This window comes from Clostridium sp. CM037 (assembly GCF_055081095.1).
In genome coordinates this window covers 667322-680660 of record NZ_CM143650.1, presented here as the reverse complement: position 1 = coordinate 680660, position 13339 = coordinate 667322, and the positions used below count along the sequence as shown (strand labels likewise).

Here is a 13339-nt window from a genome sequence, read left to right as displayed (position 1 = left end):
TTATTTAGAGACTTTTATACATACGCGCATAAAAGTCTCTAAAATTATTTTAAGGAAAGACCCTTTTTGAGAGCTTTAACTATTTCATCTGTAGTTAACCCATATGCTTTTAAAAGTTCTTCTGGCTTACCACTCTCACCAAAGGTATCTTTAACTCCAACTCTCATAACTGGTACTGGATGATTAGTCGTAACAACCTCAGCTACTGCCGATCCAAGTCCACCTATAATGCTATGTTCTTCAGCGGTAACAATTAATCCAGTTTCGCGAGCTGCAACAATGATTGCCTCTTCATCAATAGGTTTAATAGTGTGTATATTAATCACCCTAACCTTTATTCCTTCCTCAGCCAATATGTTATAAGCTTCCAAAGCAGCATCTACCATAATACCTGTAGCTATTATAGTTGCATCATGTCCTTTTCTAAGCGTTACAGCTTTCCCCAATTCGAATTTGTACTCAGGATCATCATTTACTGTGCAAACACCTGATCTTCCAAGCCTTACATAGCAAGGTCCGTGGTACTTTATAATAGCCTTTATAGCAGCTTCCGTTTCAACATCATCACTAGGGCTTATAACTACCATATTTGGTATACTTCTCATTAAAGCTATATCTTCTATTGCTTGATGAGATGCTCCATCTTCTCCTACTGTGAGCCCTGCATGCGTTGCGCAAATTTTCACATTTAATTTTGGATAACAAATAGAGTTTCTTATTTGTTCAAAAGCTCTTCCTGCTGCAAATATAGCAAAAGTACTTGCAAAAGGAATTTTGCCACAAGAAGCAAGTCCTGCAGCTACGGACATCATATTTCCTTCGGCGATACCCATATTAATAAATCTTTCTGGAGCCACCTTTTTAAAGTCTGCAGTTTTAGTGGATTTAGATAAATCCGCATCTAAAACAACTATATTTTCATTTTCTAATCCTAATTTGGCTAAGGCTTTACCATAAGCTTCTCTTGTTGCAACTTTACCCATTATACAGTACCTCCAATTTCGTCTATTGCTTCTTGGCATTGTTCTTTGTTTGGAGCGCTTCCGTGCCAACTAGCTTCATTTTCCATGAAGGATACACCTTTGCCCTTTACAGTTTCGCAAATTATAACTGTTGGTTTTCCTTTTGTTTTTTTAGCTTCTTCTAAAGCACTTTTAATTTGTACAAGATCATGTCCATCTATAGAAATAACGTTCCATCCAAAAGCTGCAAATTTAGCATCTACTGGATCAGAACCCATAACTTCCGAAACCTTACCATCTATTTGTAGTCTATTATGATCTACAAAAGCGGTTAAATTATCAAGCTTATAGTGTGCAGCTGACATAGTTGCTTCCCAGACTTGACCTTCTGCAAGTTCACCATCTCCAAGCAGTGAATACACTCTGTATCCTTTTTTATCTAGTTTCCCAGCTAATGCCATTCCTACTGCAGCAGAAATCCCTTGGCCTAAAGAACCTGTAGACATATCTACTCCTGGAATAGTATTCATATTAGGATGTCCTTGTAGCATTGATCCAAGTTTCCTTAGTCCCATTAATTCACTTTTATCAAAGTATCCCTTTCTAGCAAGCACGCTATATAATGCTGGTGCCGCATGCCCCTTTGAAAGTACAAATCTATCTCTGTCTGGATCATTCTTATTTTCTGGACCCGCATTCATCTCATTAAAATATAAAGTAGTTATGATTTCCACAGCAGATAACGATCCACCTGGGTGCCCAGACGCTGACTTTGTAACCATAGTTACGATATCTTTCCTAACTTCTTTAGTAATTGCTTTTAATTGTTCTAATGTTTTCTCCATATGTCTCCCCCTAATATTGCTTTGGTGTAGATAAGAACCAATAATTGTTATCTACCTGTATTCCTATTTATCTTATTTAATTATTATAACATAATTTTTAAACCTTTTATAAAATACAATAAAAAAGAAAAAGTATATATTACTATTAATGCATTCGCTTCGCTAAGAACTACTAATTTTATTTTAAATTAATCTGCTAAAAAACATAAACTCGCTATCTCGCTCAAACATATGTTTTTCTTAACGCATCTTAATTAAAAATAAAATAAGAAGTTCTAAATCTCGCTTCAATGCATTATACGTAATATATACTTTTTTTTGCGTATAAAACTATTTATTATTTATTTTATAACCCTACACTAATTAAAAGCGCAGTATCTACTTTTTTCATATCTCCATCAGTCATATGACCAATTTTTTCTTTTAATCTTTTTTTATCTAATGTTCTTATTTGTTCTAGCAAAACTACAGAATCTTTATTTAATCCATACTCTTCTGAAGAAATTTCAACATGAGTAGGGAGTTTCGCCTTATTTATCTGGGAAGTAATAGCTGCAATAATAATAGTGGGACTGTACTTGTTACCAATATCATTTTGAAGTATAATTACAGGTCTAATCCCGCCTTGTTCCGAGCCTACAACCGGACTCAAATCAGCATAAAATATATCTCCTCTTTTTACTATTGTTGTCATTTGACAAATCACTCTCCGAAAGCTTAACTTCGTATTCTTTAAAATCTTTAATATCAATTTCAAAACCCATATTAGCCATTTCTAAATTTAACTCAGCCATTTCTAAATATCCTTGTTTCATTTCATCTATATATTTAAGATTTTTCTTTCCCTCGATATATAGTATTATAGCTTCCCGAATAAATTCACTTCTTTTTTTACAATCTTTCGAAAGTATCTTATTAAATTCACTGTAAAGTTTTTTTGAGAGGTTTATTACTAATTTCTTTGAAGTTGACATAGAAAATTTAATACCTCCTAATAAGTAAAGCAACAATATGTATGAATATATTATAATTCAACCTACGTCAATCTGTCAAAGAAATTATTCGCGTTTTCGTTTTTTTTCGACAAGTAATTTTATGTTTAAATGGTTCATTCTACATATAATGCATGAATATTATACATATGTTTTTATCTTTACAACTCTACCTTCACTAACATAAACTCTTGGAACTCTTTTTCCAATCATGCAGATTACTTCGTAGTTTATCGTCCCTATTAATTCTGCTACTGTGTCTGCTGTGAATTTATTATTTTCATCCTCACCTATTAATATTACCTCATCGCCAATTTTGGCTCCATCAATTTCAGTAACATCAATCATGCACTGATCCATACAAATTTTACCTATTACTGGAGCGAATTTCCCTCTTAATATAACCTTTCCCTTTTGAAATAAGAGCCTTGTATACCCATCAGCATATCCAATTGGAAGTGTAGCTATAATACTTTCCTTCTCTGTTTTATACTTTCTTCCGTAACTCACATATTCTCCAGCAGGTAGTGTTTTTATGTGCACTACATTTGTTTTTAATGTCATTACAGGTTTTAAACTTATGTTTTCCTTATTTACCTCGCCTGACGGATAATAGCCATATACTATTATCCCTGCCCGCACTGCCTCATAATGAGTTTCTGGCAAATCTATAATAGCAGCACTATTAGCAATATGCCTCATTTTTATGTACACTTTTTTCTCTTTTAACTTTTCATAAAAAGCGTCGTATTTTTTTACTTGATCATAAGTATAGGTCTTATCTTTTTCATCCGCTGTAGAAAAATGACAAAATAACCCTTCTATGATTATGTTAGGTAGCTTGCTGATATTATATACCTCTTCAGCGCTTTCCTCATTTGGTAGATATCCTATCCTCCCCATACCGGTTTCTACCGCTATGTGAATTCTAGCTACCTTATTATTCTTTTGAGCCATCCTTGACAGCTTGCTTGCAAATTTATAAGAGAATACTGTTTGTTCAATATCATATTTCAATAAATTATCAATTAAATTTGGTGGTGTAAACCCCAAAATCATTATTGGGCATTCTATACCTGATCGCCTAAGTTCCACCGCTTCACTTTGCTCAGCTACCGCTAATCTATTGGCACCATTTTTAATGAGTACCGGTGCTACGTCTACAGCTCCATGCCCATAGGCATCTGCTTTTACAACCGCTATAATATTCTCACTTCTAGCTACCCGCCTAATTTCTCTCATATTATGAGCTAACTTATCTAAATCAATCTCTGCCCACACGGGTCTTAAGTGTTTAAACATGCCTTCACCTCATTTGTTATTTATAGCTAACGCTACCGAACTGAAAGCTCTGATTGTTCAATTTTTACGTTAGGAAGAAAATCCGTATATTTTATCTCAATTTTTTCTTTATCATTAATATCATAAATAACCATTCTAGCTGGCAGCATACTTTTAGTATTAACATAAAGCAATGCCTTATTAATATTTTTATTATTACCAGGAATAAATAAGTTAATTACTGTGTATTCAAAACCATTAATGGTTTTGATATCATATTCTACTTTCTCATTAGTATATAATAATCCTATGTATTCGCCGATAAAACTTAATTTAAGGACTTCATCAAAATCTTTGCTCTGTACATACTTTGTTCCATTGTTTTTGTCACTAATATAAATTTTATCATCAGTTTTAAAAATAAATACTCTGTTTTTGTTTAGCTCTAGCTTGTATCCGCCTCCCCTTAAATAGGTTTGTCTTGCCTTATAATTAATTGTCTGTTTATCATTCTTTACATCCATATTCATTTGTGTAGTATAACTTTCCATGTTTTTTAAAAATGTTGTAATATCATTAGTATCCTTTGGTTTATTATAGCATGAAGTTAATAATAGCGAGCTTAAAATCAGCAAAAAGCTTAAAACCAATAGTGAATTTCTTTTCATTGTTATCCTCCTAGCGTTTCTCTAAAGATGCAAAAGAATTTTCAATTGTTAGATATCTAACGAAATATTCTACTACTAATCTATTACTAATAGTTGCATACTATTACTAAAATAACTAATTCCAATGAATAATGCCCGTCTCTACTTACAAACTTCTTCAATCTTTTTTGTAGCTTCCACTATAGCATAAGCCACAGCACTGTCTTCTCCATGAGATATACTAAGGTGAATATTGTATTCCCCTTCTTTTTTGGCTATTAACTTTGCCTTCCCCTTTAAGCTCACTACAGGCTTCCCAAGGGTTGTCCTGTCAATTTCAATATCTTTGAAATCAAATCCTCTAAATCCTGTCCCTAAAGCTTTTGCTACTGCTTCTTTAGCAGCAAACCTTCCGGCCACATATTCTGCCCTTAAATTTCTGCTTTTAAGATATTCTAATTCAACTGCTGTGAAGATTTTCTCTAAAAACTTCTCATTGCTCTCCATAGCCTTTTTTATCCTTCGTATTTCAACAATATCAGTACCGACACCAAGAATCATAACCATCACTCCCACTCATTGATCTATATTTATAAGTTTAGTTTTTGTATTTCGTAAAATACAGCTGTTAATTTTATCATTAGATATCTATATATAATACTCCTACTACCACAATAATATAATACACTTTTGATTATTTATTGTACTAATTGATCTATTATTTTATTTTTACAATAATTATAATATTGTCATCATTAAAAAATTGTTATACTAAGAATATATAGTTTTCAGCTGCATTGTTCTTTTGGAGTAATTTTATAACAGTCTCATAACTTTCCATTGTAAACCAAAAAGAGGAGCATTCTCCCCAGGAAGAGGTTCAGTTTCCTCATATGTTAGACTAATTAAATATTAGCAAGTAGCTATATTTTTTAAAATCTCATCAAAGTCACTAGTATATTCATCAATATAATCACCCAATATGTCAATCATGTGAATAGGTGATACCGTATTGTCATATAACATTTTTAAAAGATTCTTAACTTTATGTCTTTGTGGGCTTATGTTTTCTACGCAATCTCTTTGTATACCTACCACTGATCCATCAACTATGTCTTGTCTTTCTATTTCAATACCATAAGCTTGTATTTCAGTAAGTTCACCATACATTGAAACGGAAATTTGACTTTTTACTAACCTATAAAAATAATTATGGTTTACATCACCATCTGTTACTTTTCTTAATAAATTCTCTATAACTACCATATATGTTTTCCCCCTATACTTATGTTATGAGAATACATTAACATTACTTTTCAAAATAATCTGTCACTTTATGAAACGCATTTCACATATATTATCTCTTTAAAATGACAACTTAAACCTTTTCCACCCATAATGCCACGATTAATAAAGAATAGTAAACCATCCACATATATATGAGCTAGATTATTTTGTCGAAATTATAATAAATATAACTAAAAGTTTTTAATATTAAATCGAATATTTTTTAACAAATTAGAACTATTCTTTATAATCACCTTCATTATTATGAAAATTATGATTATAATGTAAACATTTGTCATGGTAGTCAGGTATTCTATTTACTATTTTCTCTATTCTTTAATTTCATTACGTTATTTGTATTTTTTTCCTTTATTCTCTTAACCATTTTATATCTATAAGCTCCAATTCATTTTCATAAATATTCCAGTATCGATAATGCTGTAATAACTACAGTACACTCATCTTTACTATAATCCTCAATAAAAATAAATAACCCCTTACCAATTAGGTAAGCTACCTAAGGGTAAGGGATCATAATTTATAGCATCTTTAAAAAAGCTGGGAATGCTACAGATAATCCTGTAATAATAAGTCCACATAGAAAAGATCCTACAACAGCACACATGACAGATCTTTTAAAATCCAACTTTAAAAAAGCAGCTATCGCAGTCCCTGTCCAAACGCCTGTGGTAGGAAGAGGTATCGCTATAAAAGTTATAAGCGCTATTTCTTCAAACTTTTCAAATTTAGATTTGTTCTTGCTTATTTTTTTATCAATTAGGTTATATATTCCACTAGTTAACTTATATTTACCTAACAATTCAAATATTTTATTAAAACATATCAATACAAAGGGAACCGGAAGCAAACTTCCAACAAAACTTAATAGGAATACTACTATTGGATTCATATTGTACACATTTATTCCAATAGGTATAGCCATTTTCTGTTCAATAAGAGGCACTGCGGATAACAATAATACATTTAACCAATTCATATAAACTCTCCTTATTTATAAATTATCTTCGTAATTATTTTTCAAAATTTTAAATATCTATTACGTGATGTTGTCTGCTCTCACCGATGAAAAACACTGCTAAAGCCCCTGGGCCACTAAATCTTCCAACTACTGGTCCGATATAATGAATAATTACTTCTTTAACCACAACCTTTGCGAGTATTTCCTCTTTAAGTCTTACAGCTTCATCATAACAATCTGCATGACAGATAGCTATAGTTTGAGTTTCAGGATTTTTAATCTTCTCCTTCACTATTTCTGCAAGCTTAGTTAGAGATTTTTTACGCCCTCGAACCTTGAGTACTGGCATTACACGTCCGACCTGGTTAATAGTAAGTATAGGCTTTATATGTAGTACTAGCCCTAGAGTAGCTGCTACATTAGATATCCTTCCACCTCTTTTTAAAAAATTTAAATCCTGCACAGTGATGTAAGTATTTAAATTTTGTATGTTTTCTTCTATTTGGCATACAATCTTCTCCAAGGTGTAGCCTTCATTTTTCATTTCCACGGCTTTTTTAACCATAAGACCTTGACCCAGTGATGCTGTTAACACGTCAATGATATATATACACGAATTAGGGAAATCTTCTAATATAGCAGTTTTACCAATATTAGCACTGTTATAGGTGCCACTAAGGCCCGAAGACACTCCAATATAAATTACATCCTTACCATTTTCTACAGCTGATTTGAAAATTTTATAGAAGCTTTCAGAATTTGCTTGAGAGGTATTAGGTAATGCTCCCTCCCGAAGGTCATCAAAAAATTGTTTGTGACTTAGGCTTTGTCCTAAATCATCTAAGTACTCTCTACCATTGTAACTAAATGGCAACATAGCAAAAGGGATATTATTACCGTAAATGTATTCCTTTGGCAAATCACAGCAAGAATCTGTCATAATAACAAAATCTCTCATTTGCATTCCTCCTACGTTTTATATTAATCATATTGTGGCAACCTTTAAGAAGGAAAATACATCTTTTTTACATAAAAAAATGTTTTGCCATTTTTCTTTATAATTCTTCAAATTTGTTACACAATCATTTAAAAACTATAGCATAAAAAGCGTTTACTGTAAAATAAAATTGCTCTAAATTGGTAAATTGTTATTGCTTTCTAAATATTCCTATACTATACTTTATAGCAATAACTATTATTTTCGAATAGTTATTAAAGGAGCGATATAAATGAATGCATTAGAAGTGACAAAGGATATTTACTGGGTAGGTGCACTAGACCCTAATCTTAGAATTTTTGATATAATTATGTATACCCCTTTTGGTACTACTTATAACTCTTATGTAGTAAAAGGTAGTGAAAAAACTGCAGTATTTGAAACGGTAAAAGAGAAATTTTTTGATGAATATCTAGAAAGATTAAAATCTTTAGACATTAATATAGAAAACATTGATTATATAGTAGTAGATCATACTGAGCCAGACCATGCAGGCTCAGTAGGAAAACTTTTAGAAATTGCTAAAAACGCTAAAGTAGTAGGATCACCTGCAGCAATTGAATTTCTTAAAGAAATCATAAATAGAGATTTTGAATATATAACTGTAGGAGATGGAGATAGTATAAGCCTTGGAAATAAAACCTTATCTTTTATTTCAGCACCTTTTCTTCACTGGCCAGATTCAATTTATACCTATGTTGCACAAGACAAGCTACTTATCACTTGTGATTCCTTTGGAAGTCACTACGCAAGTGATGCGATGTATAATGATTTAAACCGAAACCAAGAAGATTATTGCGAAGCCTTAAAATATTACTTTGACTCTATTATGGGACCCTTTAAACCTTATGTGTTAAAAGCTATAGATAAAATAAAGGACCTCCCAATAGATATAATATGCCCAGGTCATGGTCCTATTTTAAGAGAAGATCCCTTAAGTATAGTAAATCAATACAAACAGTGGAGCCTTCCCGAAAAATCAGCCCAAGACGAAACACAGGTTACCTTATGCTACGTTTCAGCTTATGGTTATACTGAAACTGTAGCTAAAAAAATAGAAGAAGGTATAAAATCAAATAGTAATTTCAAAGTTAACATGTATGATGTTATCTATCATGATATGAATGATATTTTAAAAAGCATAGGTAAGTCTGAGGGAATAATTTTTGGTTCTCCTACCATAAATGGAGACGCTCTAAAACCTATATGGGATATTTTAGTAAATTTAAATCCTATAGTTCATGGTGGAAAAGTAGCTTCCGCATTTGGTTCTTATGGTTGGAGTGGTGAAGCTGTTTCAAATATAGAGGATAGATTAAAACAAATTAATCTAGATTTATATCCTTCTATGAAATTTAAATTTAAACCTTCTGAAAAAGATTTAAACTTTGCCTTTAAATTTGGAGAAAGTTTTGCGGAGAAAATAGCTGAAAAAATTAAAATAAAAAACAGTCCCGCTAAACCTTCTACAGAGAAACGATGGAAATGCATCGTTTGTGGCGAAGAATTTGATGGAGAGAAACCACCTGAAATATGCCCTGCTTGTGGTGCAAGTGCTGATCAATTTATTCAAGTATCAGAAGATGTAATTACCTTTAGTTCTGATAAAAAAGAAAAATTCTTAATTATTGGTAACGGCGCTGCTGGATATTATGCTGCTGATGCCATAAGAAAAAGAAACAAACAATGCGTTATAGAAATGATATCTAATGAATCGCAATTAACCTATTACAGGCCTTCAATTTCCGATGGCATAAGTGAAGACCTTAAAGATGATACTTTCTACCTCTCTCCAAAAGAATGGTATGTGGATAACAATATAAAACTTACCTTAGGAGTGCAAGTTCAAAGCTTAAACCCTGAAGAAAAGCAAATATTACTTGAGGGTGGTACCGCTATAAGTTACGATAAACTAATATTAGCAAATGGGAGTAAAAACCATATGATTCCTGTAGAAGGAGTAGATAAACAAGGAGTATTCACGCTGCGAAGTCTAAAGGATTTAGAATCTATTAAGAATAAGATGAAGACCTCCAAAAGCGCAGTTATTGTAGGTGGTGGACTTTTAGGTCTTGAAGCTGCATATGAAATAAAAAAGGCTGGTCTCAAAGTTTCTGTAGTGGAATTTAGTGATTCCCTACTTGTTAAGCAATTAGATAGTGAAGGTAGCCTTATACTTAAAACTGCAGTTGAAAACGAAAATATTGAAATTATATTGGGAGATTCAGTAAATCTTATAAACGGTGAAAACGGTGTTACATCAGTTATACTCAAAAGTGGAAAAACAATAGATGCAGACTTAGTACTATTTTCAACAGGTATTGCACCAAACAAAAACATAGCTGATAACACTAATATAAAAACTAACAGAGGCATACTAGTCAATGAAAATATGGAAACTAATATTAGTGGAATATATGCCTGCGGTGACATTGCAGAATTTGAAGGCACCGTATATGGAAATTGGCCTGCCGCTGTAGACATGGGTAAGATTGCAGGTATAAACGCAGTAGGAGATAATAAAGCCTATGTGCACGCACTTGGTATTATATCCTTTAACGCCATGGGCCTAGAACTATTATCTGTAGGTGAGATTTCAAAGAATCAATTTAAAGCTATTAGCTCGAAAGATAGTGAAAACAACCTATACAAAAAATTGTTCTTCAATAAAGATATCCTAACCGGTGGAATTATAATTGGAGACAACAAATCCTCCGCCAAACTAATAAGTGACATTGAGGAGTCAAAATCACTTGAAGAAGTAATGAAGGAATCTTTGATTTAATAAGACAAATAAGGCACATAGGACTTTACGGTCTTATGTGCCTTTTTTATTTCGTTAATTATGCTTTTACTTTAAAGCCTGATCAATACCCTCTGCCAAAGCCCTCGCTATCTTATCTTGGTAAGAGTCACTTGCAAGCAATTTATCCTCAGAAGCATTAGATTGAAAACCCATTTCCACTAAAATAACAGGCACCTTAGACCAATTAAATCCTGTCATATCATTTCTTTCCACAACGCCTCTATCCTTCATACCAACCTTATTAATTAAACTATTAAAAACTATCTCTCCATATTTTTTACTTGTCTTATATATTGCATTTGTATTTTTAGTATCTGCTGGTACAAGCATTGATGCTCCTTTAACAGATGAATTATCATCTCCATCTGCATGGATTCTTATAACTAAATCCGCCTGATTATCATTGCCGAACTCAGCCCTTGCTTTACTTCCCATAACTATGTTATTTTGCGTTTTAGTCATTTTTACAGTATATCCTTTTTCCTGTAGTACACTTTTGAGTTTAACTGCTACCGCCATATTAACCACGTATTCAGGAGTTCTTGTGTTAACACCCTGAGCACCACCCGGTTCAATTACTTTCATTGTACTTGAACCTGGATCTTGTTGCTCTTTTTCGCTACTAGTAACACTGCCATGTCCTGGATCTATAACAATAATTTTTTGAGAACTTCCAATTGAGCTTTTCTTATCTTCATCAGTTTTAATCTGTGATTTCTTCTCTATCAAAGCTTTTGCTTTTGCTTCTTCTTCTTTTTTCTCCTTAGCTAATGCTTCTTCTTTATCTTTATTTAACGATTCTTCTTTAGTTAATGCTTCTTCTTTCGCTAATTTTTCTTCTTTATCTTTAGTTAACGCCTCTTCTTTAATCTTCATAGCTTGTACAGATTTTTCATCTTTTTTCCTGGCATAGTCTTTACTGTATAATGCACCACCCAAAATAGCTAAACACATGAACGCTAATATTATTTTTTTCTTTTTTAACATTTTAAATCCCCCGGCCTTTCTTCGCATACAACAAAAAAATATTATTGCTTATTTCCCCATTTATTTATTAACATAACCATAATTATATCAGATTAGCAGCTAAAATAAAAAAGTATATATTCACTGTTATGTTTTGTACATTATATTCCAAAAATTTCATAGTATTACGATGAGCTAAAAAGCCTAAGATAATAACATTAGTAATCAAATTTTAAAAAGGAGGAATTTTAATGTCACACAAAGACGATATATATTACGATGAAGACCGTGATAAAATAGAAAAAGCTAATAAAATAGAAGATCTCCAAAACTTAGAAAAAGTCCTACTAGAACCGAGCGATGCCTTAACTAGCACTATAATATTGCATCATTAGAAAAGGTCAGTAAATCAAGAGAAAAAACTGAAATATCTATACAAAAAAATAGAAAGCTAGCAAAATTAAATTTTGCTAGCTTTTTTATATTTGTTTAAATAAAGGGATTGGGTTCTAGCATTAACTTAGTCTCTTCCTTGGGGGGATAAAGATTATTAGTACTATATGTATTAGAAGTTTCTATAGTGCTATTGTATATTAATTTTGCCTATTCGTCAATAATTATTATTATTTAATATCTTTTATACTGCGAATTCTTCTTCGCCATTTAAAATGAACTTATTAATAATGTGTGCAACCCCATCTTGCTCATTAGTTTTAGTTATAAAATTTGCAGCTCTTTTAACTTCTGGGAATGCATTCCCCATAGCAACTCCTAATCCGGCATATTCAATCATATGAATATCATTACCTGCATCTCCTATGCATATAACCTCTTCTTGTTTAATATTTAGCTCCTCCGCTAGAGCCGCTACCCCTGTACCTTTATTAACTGATTTATGAAGAAACTCTAAATAGAAAGGTGCACTTCTAACTATTGTGTACTTATCACTTACTTCTTCAGGAATTCTTTGCATTACTTCCTCTATAATGTCTGCCTCGTCCACAAACATAACCTTAACTATAGTAGTACCTTCTTCTACATCCTCAACAGCTATTACCTCATTAGAAATATGATTCATTTCTGCTTCATTTCTAGTGTATTTAGTATCCTTAGGCGAAATTACCGTACTCTCTGTTAATGCATGTATATTCACCTTTAGCTCTTTGCTTAATTCATACAAATATTTATAATCTTCGATAGTTAATGTTGTTTTAGCTATCGTTCTGTTACCTTCAGTATTTTGAACTAAAGCTCCATTAAATGCTACTGCATAATTATCTTCTGAAATTAAGTTAAGTTCTTCTAAATATCTTTTAAACCCAACTAAAGGTCTTCCTGATGCTAGTACAACTTTTATTCCATTTTTTTTTGCTTGTTGTATTGCGTCAAAATTCACTTGTGAAATTTGTTTTTTATCATTTAATAATGTTCCATCCATATCTAGTGCTATTAATTTATACATTCAATTACCTCCGTGTTAAAAACTTTTCTTAGATCAGTTTAAGTATAACATAGTATTTTATAAGTAATGGATTTCATTCTCTATAAATTCTCTGGTAATTTTATATTCAAAATAA

14 protein-coding genes are annotated in these 13339 nt (G+C 32.0%); 2 read left to right on the top strand and 12 right to left on the bottom strand.

The features are described 5' to 3' along the window. Positions 1 to 44: 44 nt before the first annotated feature. The 10 genes from ACWJKP_RS03460 to ACWJKP_RS03415 form a co-directional block, all read right to left on the bottom strand. Entirely contained in the window at positions 45 to 983 is a 939-nt protein-coding gene (locus ACWJKP_RS03460; protein WP_187351412.1) for a transketolase family protein, read from the bottom strand. After that, a complete protein-coding gene (locus ACWJKP_RS03455; protein ID WP_165412527.1) occupies positions 983 to 1807 on the bottom strand; it encodes a transketolase in 825 nt (274 codons plus the stop codon). The genes ACWJKP_RS03460 and ACWJKP_RS03455 overlap by 1 nt, the downstream gene beginning before the upstream one ends. Before the next feature lie 346 nt (positions 1808 to 2153). Further along, entirely contained in the window at positions 2154 to 2501 is a 348-nt protein-coding gene (locus ACWJKP_RS03450) for a type II toxin-antitoxin system PemK/MazF family toxin (protein ID WP_071614469.1), read from the bottom strand. After that, the gene (locus ACWJKP_RS03445; protein WP_165412526.1) at positions 2461 to 2781 is read right to left on the bottom strand and encodes a CopG family ribbon-helix-helix protein; all 321 of its coding nucleotides are present in this window, start codon (positions 2779 to 2781) and stop codon (positions 2461 to 2463) included. Before ACWJKP_RS03445 ends, ACWJKP_RS03450 begins: the two co-directional genes overlap by 41 nt. Before the next feature lie 159 nt (positions 2782 to 2940). After that, the gene (gene alr, locus ACWJKP_RS03440) at positions 2941 to 4101 is read right to left on the bottom strand and encodes an alanine racemase (protein ID WP_462961414.1); all 1161 of its coding nucleotides are present in this window, start codon (positions 4099 to 4101) and stop codon (positions 2941 to 2943) included. Positions 4102 to 4133: 32 nt separating this feature from the next. Then, positions 4134 to 4748 (bottom strand): germination lipoprotein GerS-related protein, encoded by a 615-nt coding sequence (locus ACWJKP_RS03435; RefSeq protein ID WP_165412524.1) that lies wholly within the window; start codon positions 4746 to 4748, stop codon positions 4134 to 4136. A gap of 141 nt (positions 4749 to 4889) precedes the next feature. Further along, the gene (acpS, locus tag ACWJKP_RS03430) at positions 4890 to 5288 is read right to left on the bottom strand and encodes a holo-ACP synthase (protein ID WP_165412523.1); all 399 of its coding nucleotides are present in this window, start codon (positions 5286 to 5288) and stop codon (positions 4890 to 4892) included. A 351-nt stretch (positions 5289 to 5639) separates the two neighbouring features. Then, positions 5640 to 5993 (bottom strand): DUF6514 family protein, encoded by a 354-nt coding sequence (locus ACWJKP_RS03425; protein ID WP_165412522.1) that lies wholly within the window; start codon positions 5991 to 5993, stop codon positions 5640 to 5642. A gap of 559 nt (positions 5994 to 6552) precedes the next feature. Next, positions 6553 to 7011 carry a COG2426 family protein gene (locus ACWJKP_RS03420; protein WP_165412521.1) on the bottom strand — a complete coding sequence of 153 codons (459 nt, stop codon included), beginning with the start codon at positions 7009 to 7011 and terminating at the stop codon, positions 6553 to 6555. A 49-nt stretch (positions 7012 to 7060) separates the two neighbouring features. Next, complete coding sequence (locus ACWJKP_RS03415; RefSeq protein ID WP_165412520.1) at positions 7061 to 7951, bottom strand: DegV family protein; 891 nt, start codon at positions 7949 to 7951, stop codon at positions 7061 to 7063. A 271-nt stretch (positions 7952 to 8222) separates the two neighbouring features. Between ACWJKP_RS03415 and ACWJKP_RS03410 the strand changes: the two genes are divergently transcribed. Continuing rightward, positions 8223 to 10775 carry an FAD-dependent oxidoreductase gene (locus ACWJKP_RS03410; RefSeq protein ID WP_462961413.1) on the top strand — a complete coding sequence of 851 codons (2553 nt, stop codon included), beginning with the start codon at positions 8223 to 8225 and terminating at the stop codon, positions 10773 to 10775. 66 nt (positions 10776 to 10841) lie between these two features. Here ACWJKP_RS03410 and ACWJKP_RS03405 read toward each other — a convergent pair whose 3' ends face one another. Next, on the bottom strand, positions 10842 to 11783 hold the full coding sequence (locus ACWJKP_RS03405; protein WP_224579048.1) for an N-acetylmuramoyl-L-alanine amidase family protein: 942 nt from the start codon (positions 11781 to 11783) through the stop codon (positions 10842 to 10844). Between the two features lie 230 nt (positions 11784 to 12013). On the opposite strand from ACWJKP_RS03405, the gene ACWJKP_RS03400 reads away from it, so the two are divergent. Continuing rightward, positions 12014 to 12157, top strand: a complete 144-nt coding sequence (locus ACWJKP_RS03400) for a hypothetical protein (protein ID WP_165412518.1) — start codon at positions 12014 to 12016, stop codon at positions 12155 to 12157. Positions 12158 to 12399: 242 nt separating this feature from the next. Here ACWJKP_RS03400 and yidA read toward each other — a convergent pair whose 3' ends face one another. Then, positions 12400 to 13224 carry a sugar-phosphatase gene (yidA, locus tag ACWJKP_RS03395; protein WP_165412517.1) on the bottom strand — a complete coding sequence of 275 codons (825 nt, stop codon included), beginning with the start codon at positions 13222 to 13224 and terminating at the stop codon, positions 12400 to 12402. Positions 13225 to 13339 lie beyond the last annotated feature (115 nt).

Coding starts and splice junctions, on each gene's coding strand:
- ACWJKP_RS03460 (WP_187351412.1), bottom strand. CDS start 983: ATGGGTAAAGTTGCAACAAGAGAAGCTTATGGTAAAGCCTTAGCCAAA.
- ACWJKP_RS03455 (WP_165412527.1), bottom strand. CDS start 1,807: ATGGAGAAAACATTAGAACAATTAAAAGCAATTACTAAAGAAGTTAGG.
- ACWJKP_RS03450 (WP_071614469.1), bottom strand. CDS start 2,501: ATGACAACAATAGTAAAAAGAGGAGATATATTTTATGCTGATTTGAGT.
- ACWJKP_RS03445 (WP_165412526.1), bottom strand. CDS start 2,781: ATGTCAACTTCAAAGAAATTAGTAATAAACCTCTCAAAAAAACTTTAC.
- alr (WP_462961414.1), bottom strand. CDS start 4,101: ATGTTTAAACACTTAAGACCCGTGTGGGCAGAGATTGATTTAGATAAG.
- ACWJKP_RS03435 (WP_165412524.1), bottom strand. CDS start 4,748: ATGAAAAGAAATTCACTATTGGTTTTAAGCTTTTTGCTGATTTTAAGC.
- acpS (WP_165412523.1), bottom strand. CDS start 5,288: ATGATTCTTGGTGTCGGTACTGATATTGTTGAAATACGAAGGATAAAA.
- ACWJKP_RS03425 (WP_165412522.1), bottom strand. CDS start 5,993: ATGGTAGTTATAGAGAATTTATTAAGAAAAGTAACAGATGGTGATGTA.
- ACWJKP_RS03420 (WP_165412521.1), bottom strand. CDS start 7,011: ATGAATTGGTTAAATGTATTATTGTTATCCGCAGTGCCTCTTATTGAA.
- ACWJKP_RS03415 (WP_165412520.1), bottom strand. CDS start 7,951: ATGAGAGATTTTGTTATTATGACAGATTCTTGCTGTGATTTGCCAAAG.
- ACWJKP_RS03410 (WP_462961413.1), top strand. CDS start 8,223: ATGAATGCATTAGAAGTGACAAAGGATATTTACTGGGTAGGTGCACTA.
- ACWJKP_RS03405 (WP_224579048.1), bottom strand. CDS start 11,783: ATGTTAAAAAAGAAAAAAATAATATTAGCGTTCATGTGTTTAGCTATT.
- ACWJKP_RS03400 (WP_165412518.1), top strand. CDS start 12,014: ATGTCACACAAAGACGATATATATTACGATGAAGACCGTGATAAAATA.
- yidA (WP_165412517.1), bottom strand. CDS start 13,224: ATGTATAAATTAATAGCACTAGATATGGATGGAACATTATTAAATGAT.